Genomic DNA, 21,773 nt, shown 5'->3' with positions numbered 1-21,773 from the left:
GCGCGTTAAATTTAAAAAGGAGCCATTGGCTCCTTTTTGTTTTTCTGGCTGTAGGCTAAAGCCAGAATTCGCTGATTGCTTGACTCTCATCGTAATGGTGCGCGATTTGTGCCTGAAGTAGTTCAGCAGTAGCTATCGCATCAGTCAGAGCGTGATGAGGAGTATAGTCCGGCAAGCCATAACGGCGTCGTGATTGAGCTAATCGCAACGATTCTGGCTTCTTGCCTTTTAACGACTCCCACAGACTTCCCGGTCGCTTTTTCTGAATGTCTTCTTCTATCTGGAAAGTATCCAATACCGGGAATTCAATGCCTTCATTGATGCGATCTCGCAGTGCTTTATCGAGAAATTCACGCTCTATGCGACGATAATGCACCACCACGATCTTACCGCTTAGACAGGGCAACAGCTCATTGAGAATATCCCCTAAATCAGGCGCATCAATCAGCTCACTATGGGTAATACCGTGAATGATGACAGAGTCTTCATCCAGCTTTTGTTTCGGTCTTACTTTCCAATGACGAGCATTACGCAAAAAGATACGCTTCAGGTTAAAAGGGACCAGCCCAATCGTAATGATGTCGTTCTTATCAGGATCTAAGCCCGTGGTTTCTAAATCCAGTGCGACAAACTCAACGTCTGAAATTGGCGTATCTGGCGATGGCAATTCAGTGCCGTAAAAGGCAACCAGATTTTCATCCGTCGCCATCTCGACTTTTTGCTTAAACTTCGTGTGCCATTGGATAGTCGGCTTTTGAAAGAGCTTTTTTAACATGTTAAGCCTCACTTAAAGCTCTTGTTTGCTTGATAGCGAAACTTAAGGAAGTTTTGGCCATTACTCAGAATTTGGAAGGCATCCTTAAGGTTTCGGCGCTCAAAGTCCGACAGATTCTCCGGTTCAATATTGTTGTCAGGCTCAATGCCCATTTCAACATCGTACGCTTGGTGGCGAATTCGTACCATGGAGATGAACTCTAACGCATCTTTTAAATCTTGAGCGCGACCTTTTGGCAGAATACCGGCGTCAATAATGTCATCCAGGCGTTCAAATGAGTTCTGTGTGCGAGAGCCAACAGCCAACGCGTGAACCCTGATCAAATCGACCAGCGGGGCTGTACCACGACGCTTGAGGTTGATGGAGTTTTTATGCTGCCCATCTTTTTCCACCACAAAGCTCTTAAAGAAGCCGAGTGGAGGCGTTCGGTTAAGCGCGTTACGTGCAAGGCAAGCCAGGAATCGGTTGTTTTTACGTGCACGACGCACGATAAAGCTGGTTAACTGCTCTGCCCATTTTAGTCGTCCGTACACGCCGTCTAAATCAAAGAAGATGGATGCATTAAGCAACGCTTTCGGGTTTGGATCGTCGATCCAGTCTGCGAAACACTCTTCCCATTGTGAACGTGTCATTCTCCACATTGGGTTAGTTGCCATGATATCGCCGGTACAATATTTGTAGCCACAGGCATCTAAGCCATCGCTGACAAACTGCGCTAACTCCTCAAAATATTTACCATGCTTCGACTCCTGATAGCTCTCGTCGAGAATGATGGCATTGTCCTGATCGGTAACCAGAAGCTGCTCATCACGCCCCATGGAGCCAAGCGCGAGAAAACAGTAAGGGACAGGTGGTGGACCTAACTTTTCTTCGGCCATTTCCAGTAAGCGCTGTTTGAAACTGCGACCGATTACGGACATGGCACTGCCGACCATGTGAGAATTAGCGTCCTCGTTCACCAAACGAACAAAGCTGCTTTTTACTTCTTCAGCAACGGCGGCCAGCTCTTCGATGGTGTGCTGGTGGAAAATACTGCTTACAAGTAGCAATGAGTTTTGTGATTCGTAACGAACAATATCCGTGGTTTCAATGATACCGATTGGCTGTTGATCTTTCACCACAGGGAGGTGATGCACGTTATAACGCAACATTTTAAGCATGGCTTCGTAAATGTAAGCGTTATGATCGAGTGAGATAACTTCGGTAGTCATTACCGTCGCAACATCTTCTTGTGGGGATAAACCCTCAGCCAGTACACGCGCACACAAGTCTCGGTCGGTGACAATACCTAATACTGGAGACTGTGGGTCGTCTTCGTCTCGTACAAAGTCCGGGTCAATAATAAGCAGAGACGAGACGTTATCTTCTGCCATAATTTTTGCTGCTTCCTGAATCGACTGGCCACGCTCGATCGTCGGAGTGTCACGCGTTAGCAACGTTTTCACTTTGGAAGTCGTGAGATCATTGGCTTCTTTATTTTCAGAGATAGCCATGCGTAGTCGCGCGCTGTTTTCTACTTCGACAAAGTCAGCAAATGAGTCGTAGTTATCGTACATTTCCTGGAAAACGTCGCCAGGAATACAGTAGATGAGGGCATCATCGATCGCTTTTACAGGAAAACGAACTTTATTATTGGTAAGCAGGCCCATCTGACCAAAAAGGTCGCCTTCATCCAGTCTGCTATAAAGTTCACCTTTACGTCGGTAAACCTCAACGACGCCACTTCTCACGACGAAGAGCTCTTGAACTTCATCTCCAAAATGGATAATCGGAGTATCTTCTCGATAATACGAAATTTCGACACTTTCGGTGACTTTGGTTAGCGCTTCTTCTGGGAGTTCGTTAAAAGGGGGATACTTGGCGAGAAAGTTATAAATCTCGAGAAGTTCTGCATCCATAAGGTTGCCTTTTGATTTTCAAGTAATAAAGTAATCTTAACTTAGTTTTAAAACAGAGTCTTACTCGTTCGTCGTTTTGAGCACTTAATCATAAGATTCCGACGTGTAACACGACAATAGTAATGTCATTCGGCTAATATCTTGGATGTCGAATGAGTAAAATCGGGTTACGAAAGCATCTATTGATTCTCATGAAAGGAAATCGAATGTTGAGAAGTTTATTACTTGTGCCACTTTGTGTTTTTTCTGCACTTAGCGGTGCTTCAGAGGCGGAACAAGCGGACAAATTTGGTTATGAACATATTTATCTAAACGTTGGTGCAGGGACAACCAACGAAGAATGGTTAGAAAATGCGAATGTTACGACGATTGATTTGGGTGGTAACTATTTAGTCACGGATAACTGGCTGTTTAATGCAGACTATTCCGCACAGTTTTTTCATCCAGACACTTACACGCTGCGCATCGATCGTTTAACGGTTGGTGGTGGTTACCGATATGGCATAACCCAACAACTCGACCTTTACGGTGTTTATCGTTTAGGTGCAATTAAGGCAAAAGCAACGGATGACGATACGGATAAAACACTGGTATCCGAATCGGAATTCCTACACGCGGCAGTATTTGGCGCTAACTACTTGTTGAGTGAAACGCTGATTGTTAATGCTGAGATCGAAGCCAATCGCAGTGATATTGTTGACGAAAACAAATATAAAATAGGCTTCAACTATCAGTGGCATGACGTCATTGGTACCGGTCTTTACTACCAATACCGAGATACGGACTACTCGGGAGCACCCTCTGATTACATCAATGAGGTGGGTTTAAGCCTCAGGTTCGTTTACTAGCTTAAAGTCTTAATCGAATACAAAAAAGGTCAGCAAGTGCTGACCTTTTCTTATCTTATCGCTGCAGATTAAAGAACTGCTGCAATGCCTTTACATAGCGGGCCCATGTTTGACTTAGTCATACCAGCCACACTGATTCGGCCTGAGCCGACAATGTAAATAGCGAATTCTTCTTTCAGACGGTTCACTTGCTCTTTAGATAGACCAGAGAAAGAGAACATGCCGTTTTGGCGTTCGATAAAGCTAAAGTCTGCATCTACACCTTCTTCTTTCAGTGTCGCTACAAACAACTCACGCATCTCTTGGATACGATCACGCATTTCTGCTACTTCTGCTTCCCATTCAGCACGAAGGTCAGCATCGTTTAGAATATGCGTAACGACAGCGCTACCGTGAGCTGGTGGGTTAGAGTAGATAGAACGGATGATTGCTTTAACTTGTGAGAATGCTGTTGTTGCCACTTCTTCTGATTCAGCAACAAGAGTGAATGCACCTACACGCTCGTTGTAAAGACCGAAGTTTTTAGAGAACGAGCTAGCAACTAGGATTTCTTTGTTGTACTTAGCAAAAGTACGTAGACCCGCTGCATCTTCCTCAACACCTTTCGCGAAACCTTGGTATGCGAAGTCGAATAGAGGAAGCAATTTCTTCTCTGCAACTAGCTTAGCTAGTGTTTCCCACTCTTCTGCTGTTGGATCGATACCAGTAGGGTTGTGGCAGCAGCCGTGTAGAAGAACGATGTCGCCTTCAGAAGCAGCTTGAAGATCGTTAAGCATCGCATCGAAGTCTTTGTCTTTTGTTTCTGCGTTGTAGTAGCTGTATTGAGCAGTTTCGATGCCAGCCGCAGTGAACACACCATTGTGGTTTGCCCAAGTAGGGTTGCTGATCCAGATTTTAACGTCGCCTAGCTGACGTTTGATGAATTCACCAGCAACACGCAGTGCACCTGTACCACCTGGCGCTTGAGCTGTTTTTGCACGTTTGTCTGCAACCACTTCAGCGCTCTCGCCGAATAGCAGTTTTTGTACTGCTAGAGCGTATTCTGCAGTCCCTTCGATGGTTAGGTAAGATTTAGTTTTCTCAGTCTCAATTAGAGCTGCTTCAGCTTTCTTTACCGTAGCAAGAACAGGGGTTTCACCTTGTTCGTTTTTGTAAATACCTACGCCAAGGTTGATTTTTTCTGCGCGAGTATCTTTTTTAAATTCTTCAGTAAGACCAAGAATAGGGTCGGCCGGAGCGGCTACTACTTTTTCAAACATAATCTTCATCCATGTTAATCGAAGGGTGTGCCCGTATTTATACCTTTCAGCATTACTTGTTACAACACCTTCTGATAAGAAAACCTAAAAAAGATGCTATTAGAAATCGAATTCAAAGATAAACCAGACTTTTGGCATGCTAACAGTGCTAAGAAGGGGAGTTAGAAGCAAGCTTTATCGAGAATTGATGCTGTTTTGTACATCGAATGCAATCGTTTACTTCGAAAGTGTCTATGTGCCAAATTGTTACGGAAAAGTTACATGGTTCTGCTTAACTGATGGCATAGAAAGCCTAGGTAAACTCGTTACAAAACAAGAACGCAAAACTAACACAGGAGAATCAGATAGAGATGTTTTTGGGTTCAATTTCTTGTTCTTCTTTTTTAATGGCTTTTTGAGGTTAATGTCGGGTTTGACTGGATTGGACGAGAAACCAGATTAGACGTTGTTTTTTCTATGTCAGGATGTCTTTATTTGATTCAAAATTACGTCAACTAGAGGTCATTGGGTGGAATATTGGCAAACTTAACAGAGCATAGCTGGTTAACGAAAACACTTTCGTTGTTTTGACCCGGAGGTGTGCATCATCAATGACTCAATACAACCAACATATTTAAGATAGCACTGATAGCCAGTGAGCCGACCCGATAGTCGGCCCGATAGTCGGCCCATGATGATGCACCGAATTTTACCGATGTGCGCGTCTAGTCGTCTTGTTCTTCTTTGCTAGCGTTTTCCTCGTTGAGGTGTTTTACAATCGCCTCTTTCGCATGTTCTTCCGTTGCTGTTTCACCGGGTGGCACAACGAGATCCGCCATTTTGTGTACACCCATTGCATCTTCAGCAATATGTAACCAGTCTGGGTGCCAATAATAAGGATCGGACGCACCAGGGTGGTCCCAGCTATGGACACCTTTATGCGCTCCTCGGTATGAGAGATCATCCATGGTAAACACTTTCATAACTTCCTCCAAAAACGTCATTTCTTTGAAAGTATGGAACATAATTCTACACTTCGGATCGCGAATTCATCTTACTAAGATTGATTAATTACCTTGCAAGAACGATAAGTCAGCTATCAGAATGTCGGCGCGAAGTATGCTAAGGTGCACCCGAAGTCAAAGTGAGAGAATGATGAATCGATACCGTCAATTAGCTGAGCTGTTTAAAACTCAGATTCAGCAGAATACATGGAGAGCAGGGGAGAAGCTGCCATCTGTGCGTGTGACCAGCCGTAATCATTCAGTGAGTGCGGGGACGGTATTACAGGCTTACCAGTTACTGGAAGCTCAGGGCTGGGTAAGTGCTAAACCTCAATCCGGCTATTATGTTACGGCCGAATTAGAGCGTTTTGAGGCAAGCAATGAAGTCGTGCCAGCTTATCGCTCTAGCTTCAATGATGAGCTTTACGATTATCTTAAACATCAAGGATTGCCCGATGCAGTGCGTTTGGGCTCCGCGTTTCCCGACGCCAGTTTATTTCCTTTCGAAGCCTTAAACCGCAACCTCGCCAGCTCTGGCCGTAAAATGGGGCCAGAAAGCTTGCTTGATAACATGCCTCCGGGGAGTGAGTCATTACGTCGTTTGATCGCGCAGCGGTACATACAGCAAGGCATATCGATTACGCACGAAGATATTGTGATCACCTCTGGCGCGCTCGAGGCGTTAAATCTGAGCTTGCAAGCGGTTACTCAGCCCGGAGATACGGTTGTTGTGGAGTCACCGGCTTTTTATGGTGCGCTTCAAGCGATAGAACGTCTTGGGCTGAAGGCAATCGAGGTTTCTGTAGACAGTCAAAACGGGCACGATCTTGAACAGCTTAAAGCAATATTTGCAAAACATGCTGTTCGCGCTTGTTGGCTGATGGTTAATTTTCACAACCCGACGGGTGCACTGCTGTCAGATGAACAAAAGGAACGGATTGTCCGGATGGCGGAACAACATGATGTCTACTTAATTGAAGATGATGTCTATTCCGAGCTTTATTTCACGGCGAATAAACCGACTTCTCTTAAAACTTTTGATACGCAAGGGCGAGTGCTTCACTGCTCTTCACTCTCTAAGAGTCTCTGTCCGGGGTATCGGCTAGGATGGGTGGTGAACCATCGCTTTAACGAACCGATCCAAAAGCTACAGCTTATCTCTACTTTGTCGGGGAGTGCACCGATTCAGCAAGGTATCGCCCATTATCTGCAAAATGACAGCTACGACAATCACTTGAGAAAGCTGCGAAAAATCATGCAACAGCGCCAAAGCTTGTTCATTGAACTTATACAACGCTACTTGCCCCAAAACCTGACTTATAACGTACCTGAAGGTGGCTACTTTGTATGGGTTAAGTTGCCAAATGGGACGGACAGCAAGTCGATTTATCAAGCTCTGTTGCAACAACAGATAACTGTGGCATATGGGAAGTTGTTTTCAAGCGATACCAAGTTTAAAAACTACCTGCGACTTAATACTTCCATGCCTGTCGATGGAGCATTAGAAAATGCCATCAAAAAAATAGGCGAGTTGCTGACAACTGTTTAGGCATTTATCACGTTAACTGTATCAGTTCATCTTAGTCGGAGTGTGGTTTAATCAATGCAGTAACAACCTCTTACCTCGGAGTGATAATGAAAAAGCAGTTGGTGAAACATGAATTAACACTGATCATTGTGGCGATATTTAGTGCTTTCTTACTTGTGTTTGGACACCTTATTTTGGCCAAGTCATTTGCACATTATGCGTGGGTTGAATATACCGCTGCGGTCATTCCGTTCGTTATCTTTGGTTTGTGTTTTGTCGGTGTGAGGTATGCGGTGAAAGCCGATCAAGAGGAAAGTAATTCTTAATTTGGTGAGTGCCAGATAAAACAAAAGACCTCCACTTGGGAGGTCTTTTTAATTCTGTTTCACTAAAAGTGATTAGAAGTTCGCAGAACGAGGTGTACGTGGGAATGGGATCACGTCACGAACGTTGCCCATGCCAGTTACGTAAGAAACCAGACGCTCGAAGCCTAGACCAAAGCCTGCGTGTGGCACTGTGCCGTAACGACGTAGGTCGCGGTACCAGCTCATGTGCTCAGGGTCGATACCCATTTCACGCATACGTGAATCTAGAATGTCCAGACGCTCTTCACGTTGAGAACCACCGATGATTTCACCGATGCCTGGTGCTAGAACGTCCATCGCTGCTACTGTCTTGCCATCGTCGTTCATACGCATGTAGAACGCTTTGATGTCTTTCGGGTAGTTCTTAACGATTACTGGCGCTTTGAAGTGCTCTTCCGCTAGGAAACGCTCGTGCTCAGAAGACATGTCGATACCCCATTCAACTGGGAATTCGAACTCACGACCAGAATCCAGAAGGATTTGGATTGCGTCAGTGTAGTCTACTTGTGCGAAGTCAGAAGAAACAAATTGCTCCAGACGAGTGATAGCTTCTTTGTCGATGCGTTGTGCGAAGAACTCAAGGTCATCACGACGCTCTTCAAGTACTGCTTTAAATACGTACTTCAGCATGTCTTCAGCAAGTTTTGCTACGTCGTCTAGCTCTGCAAACGCAACTTCAGGCTCAACCATCCAGAATTCTGCCAGGTGGCGGCTTGTGTTTGAGTTTTCAGCACGGAAAGTAGGGCCGAAAGTGTAAACTTTGCTGATTGCACAAGCGTAAGCTTCCGCGTTTAGCTGACCAGAAACTGTCAGGAACGTCTCTTTACCGAAGAAGTCTTCGTTGTAATCTACTTTGCCAGCGTCTGTGCGAGGTAGGTTTTCCATGTCTAGCGTAGAAACGCGGAACATTTCACCCGCACCTTCTGCGTCAGAAGCGGTGATTAGTGGCGCAGATACCCAGAAGTAACCTTGCTCGTGGTAGAAACGGTGAATAGCTTGAGACAGGCAGTTACGTACACGAGCTACCGCGCCGATCACGTTTGTACGTGGACGAAGGTGTGCTACTTCACGTAGGTACTCGATCGAGTGACGAGTTTTTGCCATTGGGTAAGTTTCAGCATCTTCAACCCAACCAACAACTTTAACGTCAGTTGCTGCCAGTTCGAAGTCCTGACCTTTCGCAGGAGACTCAACAATCTTACCAGTTACTTCAACAGAGCAGCCTGTAGTCAGCTTTAATACTTCGTCGTCGTAATTATTAAGATTATTAGGGACCACGGCCTGAATCGGGTCGAAACAAGAGCCGTCATAAATGGCAAGGAAAGAGATTCCAGCTTTGGAATCACGACGTGAACGGATCCAGCCACGAACAGTAACTTCACTGTCTACTGCTAGCTGACCTTTCAAAACGTCTGATACAGGCGCGTAAGTCATGTTTTCAATATTCTCCATAGAGGTAAAAATTCAACTCAACGCTCTTTAAAGTCCTTGTTTCATAATCTTTTTGTTTAAAAAACAAGCAGAGTGCTGGGTTGGGTAGAATTTTACAGATTCAACGAGACATATTACCTGTCAATTCGTCAGCTTCAACCTTTATATTCATTTTGAAGGTCAGAAAAAGATGATTTCATCTTAGTTTTACCCCTGATGAAAGCAGGAATAGCGAAAAACGTTCAGACAGAAATGCAAGTAGACACTGATATTCCGTTTATGGGGAGTTCGAAACTACGTTTTTAAACACATGCTGCGTTAATCACACTGTTTTTTTTGTGTATTCATAACGTGATTATTATGTAATCAAATAACTGGCGAATGGCAAAACTCGACGCTCGGTTATCATTCACTTAAATAAAAATACTGATTTATGACTCAATAATGGACTAATGCTTGTCTCTTGGCAGTGATTTCCTTAGTATATCGCGTCTTTTTTAAAGCCTGAGAATCAAGATGAAAACAGAATTGTACAAAGAGTTCATGTTCGAAGCGGCACACCACTTGCCACATGTACCCGAAGGTCATAAGTGTGGTCGCTTGCATGGACACTCTTTCCTTGTTCGTCTTTATGTAGAAGGTGAGGTAGACCCGCATACGGGTTGGGTTGTTGACTTTGCAGAAATCAAAGCGGCTTTCAAACCAATTTACAATCGTTTAGACCATTACTACTTAAACGATATTGAAGGTCTGGAAAACCCAACCAGCGAAGTGCTAGCGAAATGGATTTGGCAGCAACTGAAACCAAGCCTTCCGCTGCTAAGCAAAGTAGAGATCAAAGAAACTTGCACAGCAGGTTGTATCTACAAAGGCGAGTAATCGCAACAAGCGTTCATTTACAAAGGCAAGCTTATTCGCTTGCCTTTGTTGTATCTGGGCGATGAAAACTACGCTAAGTACACATACAAAAAAGCCCGAGCAGTGGCTCGGGCTTGGTGTTCAGAAGGTAGGATTAGCAGATAACTTTTATTGCCAGACCGCCTTGAGAAGTTTCGCGGTATTTCGCGTTCATGTCTTTACCTGTCTCTAGCATGGTTTCGATAACCTTATCCAGAGATACGGTAGGAGCTGAAGAACGACGCAAAGCCATACGAGTCGAGTTGATTGCTTTTACCGCTGCAATACCATTACGCTCGATACATGGAACCTGAACTTGACCAGCGACAGGGTCACATGTCAGACCTAAGTTGTGCTCCATTGCGATTTCTGCTGCCATACAAACCTGTTCTGGGCTACCACCCATCAGCTCTGCAAGGCCGGCTGCTGCCATTGAACACGCCACGCCAACCTCACCCTGACAGCCAACTTCTGCGCCAGAGATAGATGCATTACGCTTGTAAAGACCACCGATTGCACCAGAAGCCGCAAAGTAACGGATGTAGTCTTTCTCAGATACGGTCTGAATGAACTTGTCGTAGTAAGCCAGTACTGCAGGGATAATGCCACACGCACCATTCGTTGGTGCCGTTACAACACGACCACCTGCTGCGTTTTCTTCGTTTACAGCAAACGCAAACATGTTTACCCAGTCAACCACAGACATAGGATCATTGGTTGTCTTTTCAGACGTAAGCAGTTGTTGGCGCAGCGCTGCAGCTCGGCGAGGCACACGCAGTGGACCAGGTAGAATGCCTTCTTCGTTCATACCGCGATCCATACATTCGCGCATGGTGCGCCAGATGTTCGCAAAGTAGGTACGCGTCTCTTCATCAGAATGAAGCGCTTGTTCATTTTTCATGGTTAGCGCACTGATAGAAAGGCCACTCTCTCGACACTGGCTAACCAGTTCTTCTGCCGTTGTGAATGCGTAAGGAACCTTAATTGGGTTTTCGACTTCTTTACCGAAGTTTTCTTCATCAACGATAAAACCACCACCGATAGAGTAGTAGGTTTTTGAGTATGCTTTTTCTTCGTCAATCCAAGCATGGATTTGCATACCATTTTCGTGAAGTTCCAAATTCGTTTTGTGGAAGTTCATTCCACCTTCGCGCGGAAACGATACTGTATGACAGTGCATGCCAACAGGAAGACGTTCAGTTTCTTCTACGCGAGCAATAAAGCCCGGAATAGAATCGATATCAACTTTCTCAGGGGAGTTGCCTGCAAGACCCATGATAATAGCGATATCTGTGTGGTGACCTTTCCCTGTCAGTGATAGCGATCCATAAACGTCAACGGTGATTTTAGTGATGTCGCGTAATTTTCCCATTGCACGAAGATCATCAATAAACTCTTTACCCGCTTTCATTGGGCCTACAGTGTGTGAGCTTGAAGGTCCAACACCGATTTTATAGATATCAAATACACTAATCATATCGATTACCTCAGAAGAAAGCCTCCCAAGGGGATTTGGGAGGCTTAATTTTTATCGTTATATTTTTCGATTAATCACGCTGGTATTTCAGCTGAGATTAAAGAGCGCCGTAGATTACAGAACTAATCGCTGCAAGACCACAGATAGCTGTGAAAATTTGCACAGGTGCTGAAGTTTTGTACTTCGCCATTGCTGGCACTTTGTGCATAGCGAAAACAGGCATCAGGAATAGGATTGCCGCAATCATTGGTGCACCCATTGTTTCAATCATACCTAGGATGCTTGGGTTAACGATAGCAACGATCCAAGTCGTCAGTACGATGAAGATTAGCGACACTTTTTCAATCTTGCTTATTTGAGTGTTAGAGCGAGATTTGATTAGACCAACCAGACCTTCGTGAGCACCCAAGAAGTGACCAAAGTAGCTAGAAGTAATTGCTGCAAACGCAACCAGTGGACCTAAGTAAGAGATCAGTGGAGACTCATGAACGTTCGCTAAGTAAGAAAGAACCGAGATGTTTTGCGCTTGTGCTGTTGCTAGTTGCTCTGGAGACAGAGAAAGCACTACAGAGAACACGAAGAACATCACGAAGCCCATTAGCATCATTGCTGCGCCGCCAGTGATAGCATCAGTTTTCTTCACTGCGTTTTCACCGTACACACGACGTTGCTCTTTAGAGAATTGAGAAATGATAGGGCTGTGGTTGAATGAGAATACGATGATTGGAATTGCCAGCCAAACGATAGAAGGCATGTCACCCCAGTTTGGCGCAACTTCTATCATGGATGTGTTCCAGTCAGGAATTAGGTAGAAAGACAGCGCTAGCAGGATAAATACTAGTGGGTAAACCATCGCTGATGTTGCTTTCAGCATGAGCTCTTTACCGAATACCACGCCTGCTGTCATTGCTGCGATAAGAGCACCAGACAGTAACCAGCGAGGAATAGATTCCATGCCCATTTGGTTAACCAGGAATGAGTCAACCGTGTTAGTGATGCCGACACCGTAGATAAGTACGATAGGGTAAATAGCGAAGAAGTAAGCGAAAGTAATAAGGTTTGCGCCAGTTTTACCGAAGTGCTCTTCTACTGTGTCAGTGATGTCTGCTTCTGGATTCTTAGCTGAAAGAACGAAACGAGCCAGAGATTTGTGTGCGAACCAAGTCATTGGAGCCGCAATTAGGGCTAGGATTACTAATGGCCAAAAACCACCCGCACCTGCTTTGATTGGTAGGAACAGTACACCTGCACCTACTGCTGTACCGAATAACGACAGACACCAGGTGAAGTCTTTGTAAGAAAACTTACTAGACGATTGTGCGGTAGAAACCGCTGAATTGATTGAATTCATTTTTTGTTTACTCATTTTGGGAACAGGAAATAAGTCGGGTGCAATTTTGCAAGATTTTGCATTGAGAAAATTAGATCTAGGTCATGTATTGATTGGGCTTATTGAATAATATGTCAAAAACCTGTTTTTTATCACGAAAATGATGTGCTACTAGTGATTATTGTTAATGTGTCGAATTAGAAAATCTAATTGATAGTCTTATTTGTACATATTTTTATCAGTGCAAACGCTTGCGGTGGAAATGACAAATTAAACTAATGTAAATGAGAGGTTACGAATAGATTTTTTGAAGTGAAATGTTGGATGGAAGGGCAGCTAAGGAGCCTCATGCTTGCTCGGAAATCATACTTATTTGTAAATCACCGCTACTTAGCGATGATGTGCCTTTGCATCGACTCAATAATCTGAGCGGTCATGCCCCAAATAAAGTGCTGACGATAAGGAATAGCAAATACACGGTGGCTCGTTTGTTTAAGGTTAAATTTGCTGCTGTAGAGTTTGCTCGGATTTAAAATATGGTTTGCAGGTACTTCAAACACATACTCAACTTCATTAGGATCAATATGAGTTTTGTAGTTTGGCGATACAAAAGCCAAAAAAGGGGTGACATTAAAGCGGCTAATGGTAGGCAGTTTGGGCAATTGGCCAAAGATGTGTATGTCATTATTTGCGATACCAATTTCTTCTTTTGTCTCACGAAGCGCGGTATTCACTAAGTGAATGTCTTCTGTTTCAAATTTACCTCCGGGAAAGCTGATTTGTCCTGGATGATGGCGCAAGTGCTCGGCTCGCTTGGTTAAAATGACTTGCAATCCTTCCGGGCGTTCCACAAATCCAATCAATACCGCAGCGTCACGCAGTGGCTTATCTTTTAAAAAGCTTAACCGAGCGAGTGATTCTTTGTGATACCCAGTAGGCAACTGCAGTTGAAAGTTTTGTAGTAGCTTTGTTTTATTGATGACCAAATTGCGTCCTTTTGTCTAACATCTATTGATAATTATAGAGGAGCCGCATCCTCTCTTAATGTGTTATCAAGATTATAACGATGGTGAACCGGAGTAAATCAGACATTAGGGTAACAACGCTGATGCAAAAACGCCTCCAGTTGCGGAGGCGTTGATATAGGGTTTGAAGATTACCGCTGGTGTTACTCTAACGCTGGTAAAATTTTCGACAGTTTATCCAGTGTCTCCTGATACTCGGAAGCGCATTCACTGTCTGCCACGACGCCACCGCCGGCCCAAGCGTACAAGTTGCCTTTCTCTGCAACCAAAGTGCGAATGGTAATGCTAGTGTCCATACGACCATGGCGAGATATGTAACCAATACTGCCGCAGTAAGCGCTGCGTCGATGAGGTTCTAGCTCTTCAATAATTTGCATCGCACGCACTTTAGGTGCACCAGTGATTGAACCGCCAGGGAAGCACGCCCTTAACAAATCCGCAGGAGAGTGTTGCTCATCTAAATCTGCACGAATCGTACTGACCAAATGGTGAACCGCAGGGAAGCTTTCGATATCAAACAGTTTTGGCACATGAACACTACCCGGTGAGGCAACGCGGCCAATATCATTTCGCAACAGATCGACAATCATTAAGTTTTCAGCCTGATCTTTCTCTGCGGTCTGCAAATCATGGGCGTTCGCCTTGTCTCGCTCTGCATCCAGACTGCGAGGGCGCGTGCCTTTGATTGGCTTGGTTTCGATGACCCTCTCTTTTAGCTCCAGAAAACGTTCTGGTGAGATGCTTAAAATCGAAGACTCAGGCATACGAATAAATGCAGAAAAAGGCGCTTGGTTGGCGGATTCCAGCTTCAGGTAGGCTTGCCACTCGCTGCCAGAGTATGGCGCATTGAAACGTTGTGCTAAGTTGATTTGATAACAGTCACCGCTTAGCAGGTACTCTTGCACGCTATTAAAACGAGTAGCGTAAGATTGCTCGGTCATGTTCGATTGCCAAGCGCCAGCTAAACTAAATTCAGCGTCTTGTACGGCGGTTTGTTTATCGAGCCAACCCAAGGCTGACACAATGTTTTGCCCAACGATACAGGCCTTGCTTAGTTTATGATCGACAACGATCGCCCATTGATAAAGGCCAACCGCCATATCCGCTGTTTGCAGGTCTTTTTCGGCAAGCTCTGGCATAGCTTCTACGCGGCGACCTAAATCATAGCTGAAGTAGCCAAGCGCACCGCCGACAAACGGAAGATCCCACTCTGAACCGAGCTCAACACTCGGTAGCCATTGCTGTTGCAATTGACCGAGCAGGGCAAACGGGTCATCAGCCGACACATAATCGTCAGATGGTGTCTTGATGCGTGTGTTTTCGGCAATGGTTTCTAACGTCGCAACTGGGTTCGCCACGAGAATGTCAAAACGGCTGTCGATGTGAGTTTCTGACGCAGAACGCAGCAACATCGCCCAAGGCTGATGCTGAATACGCGAAAAAAGGTGAAGTGCTAAGTCTGGTGCGTAATCCAACGCTTTAAAATCAATGAATTGATTATCCATGTTGTTCATTTGTGTAATTTGTGACAAAGAGATCGTTCACTGCATGGCATGTCATGGGCAGCAAGAGTATCATATTCCACCGTATAGCCAAACTTCCTCTCTACAAAGGGTTCTGAGGAGGTTTCACTATACAAGAAGGCGACTTCAGTAACTCGTGTGTCGATATCAGCCATTCGACAACCGTTTATAAAATGTGTTTATAAAAATGAAGCTCAAAAGAGCAACTCGCTCAACAAACACGATTGAAGCCAAGCCAGTAATGGAAGCATAACTATAATGAGGCATGTAATGACGGTAATTCGCAAGCAGGATGTCATCAGCAGTGTTGCTGATGCGCTACAGTACATTTCTTACTACCACCCGCTAGACTTTGTTCAAGCCCTTGAAAAAGCCTACCACCGCGAAGAGAGCCAAGCCGCGAAAGACGCGATTGCGCAGATCTTAATTAACTCCCGTATGTCGGCAGAAGGCCACCGCCCAATCTGTCAGGACACCGGTATCGTGACGTGTTTTGTCAACATCGGCATGGGCGTTCAGTGGGACTCGACGGACATGACGGTTCAGCAAATGGTAGATGAAGGCGTTCGACAGGCCTACACGAATCCAGATAACCCATTGCGTGCATCGGTTCTGATGGATCCTGCTGGTAAACGTATTAACACTAAAGACAACACGCCAGCGGTAGTACACATCAACATGGTACCGGGCGATAAAGTTGAAATTCAGATCGCGGCTAAAGGCGGCGGCAGTGAAAACAAAACTAAGATGGTGATGCTAAACCCATCTGACGATATTGTCGAGTGGGTAGAAAAAACACTACCAACGATGGGCGCGGGTTGGTGTCCACCGGGCATGCTTGGCATTGGTATCGGCGGTACGGCTGAAAAAGCAGCGGTACTGGCTAAAGAATCGCTTATGGAGCACATCGATATTCAAGAGCTTATCGACCGTGGTCCACAAAACGCAGAAGAAGAACTTCGTCTTGATATCTTCAATCGCGTGAACAAGCTTGGTATCGGTGCGCAAGGTCTTGGCGGCCTGACGACAGTCGTTGACGTTAAGATCAAAACAGCGCCAACACATGCTGCGTCTAAACCAGTATGTCTGATCCCGAACTGTGCGGCGACTCGTCACGTACACTTCACGCTAGATGGCTCAGGCCCGGCAGACTTAACGCCACCTAAGCTTGAAGAGTGGCCAGATATCACTTGGGAAGCGGGCGCGAATACCCGTCGTGTGAACTTAGACGAAGTGACACAAGCTGATGTTGAGCAGTGGAAGACAGGCGAGACCGTTCTTCTTTCTGGTAAGATTCTTACTGGTCGCGATGCGGCACACAAACGCATCCAGACTATGTTGCAAAATGGTGAGGGGCTGCCAGAAGGTGTCGATTTCAAAGGTAAATTTATCTACTACGTTGGCCCTGTAGACGCTGTGGGTGATGAAGCCGTAGGTCCTGCTGGCCCGACAACGTCAACTCGTATGGACAAATTCACCGACATGATGCTTGATGAAACGGGCATTATGGGCATGATCGGTAAAGCGGAGCGTGGCCCTGCGACCGTTGAATCTATCAAGAAGCACAAAGCGGTTTACTTGATGGCGGTTGGCGGTGCGGCTTATCTGGTTGCGAAGGCGATTAAGAAAGCGCGCGTAGTAGCGTTTGAAGATCTCGGTATGGAAGCGATCTACGAATTTGAAGTAGAAGACATGCCAGTGACAGTCGCGGTAGACTCTAACGGTGTGAACGCTCACCAGATTGGTCCGGACACTTGGAAAGTAAAAATCCAAGAGATGGAAGCTTAATGTAAATGGCATTTTGTAGCGTCTCAGCCATGAGAATGTGACAAGGTGCTGATTTACCTAGCAAACAATTGACAAAAGTGCAGCGAAAACTGCACTTTTTGTCTATATACTAGGTATATTAACCTTTGGGCATAGCAACAGACGTTATGCGAACAATAATAATTAGGAGACGGCATGCCTCGTTTTATTCAAATTCTACAAATTATTCTTGCTGTTGTGGTGGGTGGCTTTGTTGGCTATGACTTGATTCTTCACGGTATCAGTATCTTTGATGAAAAATACGTCACTATTACGTGTGTATTGTGGGTAGTGCTAGAGGTAGCGCTATTCGTTATCTACAAACTGATTGAAGAAGATTAGAACGTTTAAGCTTAAATCGTTTGATCGATAGTTAGAATGCCGAAGCCTCTGAGAATTCTCAGGGGCTTTTGTGTTTTTGGGCAACGCCTTTATGCTGTGAGTATTTTGTTCATCTTTGATTAATGTATGTAAAATTAGACTCATAGCGACGTCATATTGGTATGGCAGAACGAATGAGATAAATAAAAAGCATGAAAAGAATTACAAAAGAAGTGAATGACTTTATTAGCCGTGGTATGGACTCTAATGTCCGAATCGCCGTTACAGGCTTATCCCGAGCGGGCAAAACGGCGTTTATTACTTCTATGGTCGATCAGCTGCTTTATACGGCGACTCACGATAATCTGCCATTACTAACCGCAGCCAGAGACAAAAGATTGATAGGCGCTAAACGTGAGCCTCAATCGAACATGATGGTTCCCCGTTTTGCTTACGACGAAGCCATCGCTCAAATTCATGCCACGCCTCCAGCGTGGCCAGTGCCAACGCGCGATGTAAGTGAAATTCGACTGGCGCTGAAATATAAGCCGAATAAAACCACCAAAAAGTTATTGAGCAAAACCGCGGTCCTTAACGTGGATATCATCGATTATCCGGGAGAATGGTTGCTTGATTTACCGCTTCTGGATATGGATTTCGCCACCTGGTCGCAAACGCAGTTTAATGCGCTAAAAGGTCAACGCAGTCAGTTGGCAGAAACGTGGTTAGAAGAACTGGAAAACCTGGACCTTAACGAGAGTGTCAATGAAAAGCAGCTCGAGAGCATTGCGCATTCTTACACGCAATATCTACATGGTTGTAAAGACGCAGGGTTGCATTGGGTTCAACCAGGGCGTTTTGTTCTGCCGGGTGAATTGGCCGGAGCGCCGGTTCTGCAATTTTTCCCTTGTAGGGTTGAAGCAGAGACCAAGCCTGTTAAAGGCAGTAATCTAGCGATGCTAGAAGCGCGTTTCCATGAATATCAGCAAAAAGTGGTGAAGGCGTTCTACAAGCATCACTTTGCGACGTTTGACCGCCAAATTGTGCTGGTGGATTGCTTACAACCTTTAAATGCCGGAGATGAGGCATTTTACGATATGCGCCAGGCATTGGAGCAAATAATGCATAGCTTCCGCTACGGACGCAGCAGTTTTATTCGTCGGCTATTTTCTCCCAAAATCGACAAAGTTCTCTTTGCTGCAACCAAAGCAGACCATGTTACGCCAGAACAGCATCCGAATTTGGTCTCTTTGCTCCAGCAGATGGTGCATCCCGCTTGGCAAACTGCCGCTTATGAGAACATTGAAATGAGCTGTATGAGTATTGCTTCGATTCAGGCCACGACGCCGGGGTTTATTTCCACCGGCTACAAGACCGTTCCGGCTTTGCAGGGTATAACACTGGATGGCGAACCAATGACGATGTTCCCTGGTGAAGTACCAAGGAAACTACCGAATGCGGCATATTGGCAAAACAGTGGTTTTGATTTCACTTCGTTCCGTCCAATGCCGTCAGCAAGTGATGAACCAATGAAACACATACGCTTAGATAAAGCCTTGGATTACCTAATCGGAGATAAGCTGAAATGAGTGAGTTTAAACAAAAACAGGTCTTCTCCGACAATGTACTAGAGAAAGAAAAGGATTCTGTATCTGAGGATTTAACTTCTCAACAAGCCTTTAGTGACAAAGAAACCTTTGTGCCTGTCACGGTGCAAGAAGAACAGCCTGAAACAGAGCAGGAACTGCAGCTTGAGCATGTGATTCGGCCTAAACCCGGACGAAAGTGGTTAGCGACAGGCTTGTTAGCCTCGTTTTCTGGCCTTGTTGGCTGGCAGGCAATTGATTCGGTTATCACTGCGGTCCAAACATCCGACTGGCTTGCATTAGGCTGGGCTGGCTTTATTACGGCTGTCGCCTCTTTCGGTTTAGGCGCACTGGGCAAAGAGTTGTGGAAGTTACGCAAACTGAGAAATCACTTTAGCATTCAGGAAGAAAGCGAATTGCTGGTGAACAGTGACAGTGTTGGCAAGGGTAAAACGTTTTGTGAGAAAGTGGCTGAACAGAGTGGCGTTCTGGCAGAAAATCCGGGCTTTGACCGCTGGAAAAACAGCGTAAACCCTGCGCACAGCGACGCTGAAATTCTCGATATGTACGACTCAATGGTGGTTAGCCAGCAAGATAAGCTCGCCACTAAAATTGTGTCTCAACATGCCACCGAATCCGCGGCTTTGGTGGCAGTAAGCCCGCTGGCCGCCGCAGATATGTTTTTGGTAGCTTGGCGTAACTTCAAAATGATCGACAATTTATCGAAAGTCTATGGCGTCGAACTGGGTTATGCGTCGCGAATAAAACTGCTCAAAGCGGTCTTCGTGAATATGGCTGCCGCCGGTGCGAGTGAGCTAGCGATTGATGCTGGCATGGATTTAATGTCGATGGATCTTGCGGGCAAAGTATCAGCTCGCGCAGGTCAGGGGCTTGGTGTCGGTATTCTTACTGCGCGTTTGGGCTTAAAAGCGATGACACTGTTACGCCCATTACCTTGGTATCCTGAGCGTCAGGTTAAACTGGGTACAATTCGCAAAGCGGTAGTGGCGAAAGTTGCATCAATTACGATGAAACCGTAACCAATATCACCATTGATGAATAGGATTGCTTGACGCCATTCCAAGCTTGATAGAAACTACTGTCAACTTTTCCTGACAGTTGTGAATTGGGATATTTTCAGTGCGTCTTGAAGTCTTATGTGAAGATAGACTCGGTCTTACCCGAGAACTGCTCGATATTTTAGCATCTAAAAGTATCGACTTGCGTGGTATCGAGATTGATATCAGCGGCATTATATATTTGAATTGCCCGGATATTGATTTTGATACCTTTAGCGAATTAATGGCCGAAATCCGACGTATTTCGGGGGTTAAAGACGTACGTAAAATCCAGTTCATGCCCATGGAACGCCATAATACCGAGCTGCTTTCGCTGGTGGATAATCTGCCAGATCCCGTCTTTGCTATCGACCTAAAAGGCGCGGTAGACATGGCCAACATGTCTGCGTTGTCTCTGCTAGGTTTGCACAAGCAAGAGGTGATTGGCACACAAATTGGTACGCTATTACCAAGCATGCGTTTCTCCCGTTGGTCAGAAGGGGTGAACGCCCGAACTCGTGAAAATCTGGTGATTGATGGTCTGGATTACATTCTCGAGTTAATGCCGGTTTATATTAAAGATGAAGCGCAAAACTCGACACTGGCGAGTACGTTGATCACGATTCGCTCCAGCCAGCAAGTTTCGCGAATTGAAGAAGCCGTGCCGCTGCATAACCCGCTTGGTTTTGAACACTTTGTCGGATTATCTAACCGCCATAAAGCATTGATGAACCAAGCCAAGAAATTGTCTGTCCTTGATCAGCCTTTATTGATTGAAGGTGAAACTGGCACTGGTAAAGAAATGCTGGCAAAAGCGTGTCACAGCCGATCTAGCCGAGCGAGCAAGCCTTTCCTCGTACTGAGCTGCGCGTCTATGCCGGATGATGTGGCTGAAACTGAACTGTTCGGCCATGCGCCAGGCTCATTTAACCACGAGCAGGGGCACAAAGGCATTTTCGAACAAGCGAATGGCGGCACCGTCTTCTTGGATGAAATTGGTGAGATGAGCTCCCACTTGCAAATCAAGCTACTGCGTTTTCTTCAGGATGGTAATTTCCGTCGAGTTGGCGCAGAGGATGAAATGCACGTTGATGTGCGCATTATCGCCTCTACCAAGCATAACCTTGCTGAGCTGTCGGAAGCGGGTATGTTCCGTGAAGATTTATACTATCGCCTGAACGTTCTTACGTTGACGATTCCTCCTTTACGTAAGCGCTCTAATGATGTCGCTCCACTATTAGAGCTGTTTGTGACCAAGCACGCGCAGCAATTGGGTATTGATAAACCGGATTTCGATGAAGATTTGATCGACGGACTCGCAAACTACCAATGGCCAGGCAATATGCGTCAACTCGATAATATGGTTCTTCGAGCGTTAACCGAGATGGATGGTCATTTATTGAAGGTTGAACACTTTAATTTGCCACAACCTCAATCTGTCGGTGGTGGCAGTGCGACACTCAATTTAGATGGCTCTTTGGATGAGATCATGCGTGATTACGAGTCTCAGATCCTTGAGCGTTTGTATCAGTCATTCCCATCAAGTCGCAAGCTGGCGAAGCGTTTGAATGTATCACATACATCAATTGCCAATAAACTGCGTGACTATGGGATTCGTAAAAATTAATCCTGAACGAAGAGAAAACGGACGTTGTCATTTGTA

18 protein-coding genes are annotated in these 21,773 nt (G+C 45.4%); 9 read left to right on the top strand and 9 right to left on the bottom strand.

Annotated elements, in window-relative coordinates; genetic code table 11:
• Nucleotides 1-55 precede the first annotated feature (55 nt).
• Nucleotides 56-775 carry a 3'-5' exonuclease gene (locus L9Q40_RS03080; RefSeq protein ID WP_020335530.1) on the bottom strand — a complete coding sequence of 240 codons (720 nt, stop codon included), beginning with the start codon at nt 773-775 and terminating at the stop codon, nt 56-58.
• Nucleotides 776-783: 8 nt separating this feature from the next.
• Entirely contained in the window at nt 784-2,673 is a 1,890-nt protein-coding gene (locus L9Q40_RS03075; protein WP_498791967.1) for a DUF294 nucleotidyltransferase-like domain-containing protein, read from the bottom strand.
• Between the two features lie 206 nt (nt 2,674-2,879).
• Here L9Q40_RS03075 and L9Q40_RS03070 point away from each other — a divergent pair, with 206 nt between their 5' ends.
• Entirely contained in the window at nt 2,880-3,521 is a 642-nt protein-coding gene (locus L9Q40_RS03070; protein WP_014232359.1) for an outer membrane beta-barrel protein, read from the top strand.
• 68 nt (nt 3,522-3,589) lie between these two features.
• Here the strand turns inward: L9Q40_RS03070 and L9Q40_RS03065 are convergent, their stop codons facing one another.
• Together L9Q40_RS03065 and L9Q40_RS03060 are read right to left on the bottom strand one after the other, a co-directional pair.
• Nucleotides 3,590-4,780, bottom strand: coding sequence for an amino acid aminotransferase (locus L9Q40_RS03065; RefSeq protein ID WP_014232358.1), 1,191 nt, complete (start codon nt 4,778-4,780; stop codon nt 3,590-3,592).
• 704 nt (nt 4,781-5,484) lie between these two features.
• Nucleotides 5,485-5,742 (bottom strand): hypothetical protein, encoded by a 258-nt coding sequence (locus L9Q40_RS03060; RefSeq protein WP_174234189.1) that lies wholly within the window; start codon nt 5,740-5,742, stop codon nt 5,485-5,487.
• Nucleotides 5,743-5,914: 172 nt separating this feature from the next.
• Here L9Q40_RS03060 and L9Q40_RS03055 point away from each other — a divergent pair, with 172 nt between their 5' ends.
• Nucleotides 5,915-7,312 (top strand): aminotransferase-like domain-containing protein, encoded by a 1,398-nt coding sequence (locus tag L9Q40_RS03055; RefSeq protein ID WP_498792064.1) that lies wholly within the window; start codon nt 5,915-5,917, stop codon nt 7,310-7,312.
• An 86-nt stretch (nt 7,313-7,398) separates the two neighbouring features.
• Nucleotides 7,399-7,617 (top strand): hypothetical protein, encoded by a 219-nt coding sequence (locus L9Q40_RS03050; RefSeq protein WP_020335524.1) that lies wholly within the window; start codon nt 7,399-7,401, stop codon nt 7,615-7,617.
• A 72-nt stretch (nt 7,618-7,689) separates the two neighbouring features.
• Here L9Q40_RS03050 and asnS read toward each other — a convergent pair whose 3' ends face one another.
• Nucleotides 7,690-9,090 carry an asparagine--tRNA ligase gene (asnS, locus tag L9Q40_RS03045; RefSeq protein ID WP_014232354.1) on the bottom strand — a complete coding sequence of 467 codons (1,401 nt, stop codon included), beginning with the start codon at nt 9,088-9,090 and terminating at the stop codon, nt 7,690-7,692.
• 513 nt (nt 9,091-9,603) lie between these two features.
• Here asnS and queD point away from each other — a divergent pair.
• On the top strand, nt 9,604-9,966 hold the full coding sequence (gene queD, locus L9Q40_RS03040; RefSeq protein ID WP_005376896.1) for a 6-carboxytetrahydropterin synthase QueD: 363 nt from the start codon (nt 9,604-9,606) through the stop codon (nt 9,964-9,966).
• 133 nt (nt 9,967-10,099) lie between these two features.
• Here the strand turns inward: queD and L9Q40_RS03035 are convergent, their stop codons facing one another.
• The 4 genes from L9Q40_RS03035 to pabB all read right to left on the bottom strand — a co-directional run bounded on the left by L9Q40_RS03035 (nt 10,100) and on the right by pabB (nt 15,321).
• Nucleotides 10,100-11,461: an L-serine ammonia-lyase gene (locus L9Q40_RS03035; protein WP_498791962.1), complete on the bottom strand. Its 1,362-nt coding sequence runs from the start codon at nt 11,459-11,461 to the stop codon at nt 10,100-10,102.
• A 97-nt stretch (nt 11,462-11,558) separates the two neighbouring features.
• Entirely contained in the window at nt 11,559-12,812 is a 1,254-nt protein-coding gene (locus L9Q40_RS03030) for an aromatic amino acid transport family protein (protein WP_498791960.1), read from the bottom strand.
• Nucleotides 12,813-13,177: 365 nt separating this feature from the next.
• Nucleotides 13,178-13,777: a CoA pyrophosphatase gene (locus L9Q40_RS03025; protein ID WP_264905521.1), complete on the bottom strand. Its 600-nt coding sequence runs from the start codon at nt 13,775-13,777 to the stop codon at nt 13,178-13,180.
• 182 nt (nt 13,778-13,959) lie between these two features.
• A complete protein-coding gene (gene pabB / locus L9Q40_RS03020) occupies nt 13,960-15,321 on the bottom strand; it encodes an aminodeoxychorismate synthase component I (protein WP_498791958.1) in 1,362 nt (453 codons plus the stop codon).
• Nucleotides 15,322-15,609: 288 nt separating this feature from the next.
• Here pabB and L9Q40_RS03015 point away from each other — a divergent pair, with 288 nt between their 5' ends.
• The 5 genes from L9Q40_RS03015 (at nt 15,610) to tyrR (ending at nt 21,737) form a co-directional block, all read left to right on the top strand.
• Nucleotides 15,610-17,127, top strand: a complete 1,518-nt coding sequence (locus tag L9Q40_RS03015; RefSeq protein ID WP_498791956.1) for a fumarate hydratase — start codon at nt 15,610-15,612, stop codon at nt 17,125-17,127.
• A 174-nt stretch (nt 17,128-17,301) separates the two neighbouring features.
• On the top strand, nt 17,302-17,487 hold the full coding sequence (locus tag L9Q40_RS03010; RefSeq protein WP_014232347.1) for a hypothetical protein: 186 nt from the start codon (nt 17,302-17,304) through the stop codon (nt 17,485-17,487).
• Between the two features lie 191 nt (nt 17,488-17,678).
• A complete protein-coding gene (locus L9Q40_RS03005; protein WP_498791954.1) occupies nt 17,679-19,055 on the top strand; it encodes a YcjX family GTP-binding protein in 1,377 nt (458 codons plus the stop codon).
• Nucleotides 19,052-20,092: a YcjF family protein gene (locus L9Q40_RS03000; RefSeq protein ID WP_498791952.1), complete on the top strand. Its 1,041-nt coding sequence runs from the start codon at nt 19,052-19,054 to the stop codon at nt 20,090-20,092. The genes L9Q40_RS03005 and L9Q40_RS03000 overlap by 4 nt, the downstream gene beginning before the upstream one ends.
• A 100-nt stretch (nt 20,093-20,192) precedes the next feature.
• Entirely contained in the window at nt 20,193-21,737 is a 1,545-nt protein-coding gene (gene tyrR / locus L9Q40_RS02995) for a transcriptional regulator TyrR (RefSeq protein ID WP_014232344.1), read from the top strand.
• Nucleotides 21,738-21,773 lie beyond the last annotated feature (36 nt).

The sequence above is a fragment of the Allocatenococcus thiocycli genome, from assembly GCF_921292965.1.
In the GTDB taxonomy this organism is placed as follows: Bacteria; Pseudomonadota; Gammaproteobacteria; order Enterobacterales; family Vibrionaceae; genus Vibrio; species Vibrio natriegens.
This window is presented reverse-complemented; position numbering and strand designations above follow the sequence as displayed.

Coding starts and splice junctions, on each gene's coding strand:
- L9Q40_RS03080 (WP_020335530.1), bottom strand. CDS start 775: ATGTTAAAAAAGCTCTTTCAAAAGCCGACTATCCAATGGCACACGAAG.
- L9Q40_RS03075 (WP_498791967.1), bottom strand. CDS start 2,673: ATGGATGCAGAACTTCTCGAGATTTATAACTTTCTCGCCAAGTATCCC.
- L9Q40_RS03070 (WP_014232359.1), top strand. CDS start 2,880: ATGTTGAGAAGTTTATTACTTGTGCCACTTTGTGTTTTTTCTGCACTT.
- L9Q40_RS03065 (WP_014232358.1), bottom strand. CDS start 4,780: ATGTTTGAAAAAGTAGTAGCCGCTCCGGCCGACCCTATTCTTGGTCTT.
- L9Q40_RS03060 (WP_174234189.1), bottom strand. CDS start 5,742: ATGAAAGTGTTTACCATGGATGATCTCTCATACCGAGGAGCGCATAAA.
- L9Q40_RS03055 (WP_498792064.1), top strand. CDS start 5,915: ATGAATCGATACCGTCAATTAGCTGAGCTGTTTAAAACTCAGATTCAG.
- L9Q40_RS03050 (WP_020335524.1), top strand. CDS start 7,399: ATGAAAAAGCAGTTGGTGAAACATGAATTAACACTGATCATTGTGGCG.
- asnS (WP_014232354.1), bottom strand. CDS start 9,090: ATGACTTACGCGCCTGTATCAGACGTTTTGAAAGGTCAGCTAGCAGTA.
- queD (WP_005376896.1), top strand. CDS start 9,604: ATGAAAACAGAATTGTACAAAGAGTTCATGTTCGAAGCGGCACACCAC.
- L9Q40_RS03035 (WP_498791962.1), bottom strand. CDS start 11,461: ATGATTAGTGTATTTGATATCTATAAAATCGGTGTTGGACCTTCAAGC.
- L9Q40_RS03030 (WP_498791960.1), bottom strand. CDS start 12,812: ATGAATTCAATCAATTCAGCGGTTTCTACCGCACAATCGTCTAGTAAG.
- pabB (WP_498791958.1), bottom strand. CDS start 15,321: ATGGATAATCAATTCATTGATTTTAAAGCGTTGGATTACGCACCAGAC.
- L9Q40_RS03015 (WP_498791956.1), top strand. CDS start 15,610: ATGACGGTAATTCGCAAGCAGGATGTCATCAGCAGTGTTGCTGATGCG.
- L9Q40_RS03010 (WP_014232347.1), top strand. CDS start 17,302: ATGCCTCGTTTTATTCAAATTCTACAAATTATTCTTGCTGTTGTGGTG.
- L9Q40_RS03005 (WP_498791954.1), top strand. CDS start 17,679: ATGAAAAGAATTACAAAAGAAGTGAATGACTTTATTAGCCGTGGTATG.
- L9Q40_RS03000 (WP_498791952.1), top strand. CDS start 19,052: ATGAGTGAGTTTAAACAAAAACAGGTCTTCTCCGACAATGTACTAGAG.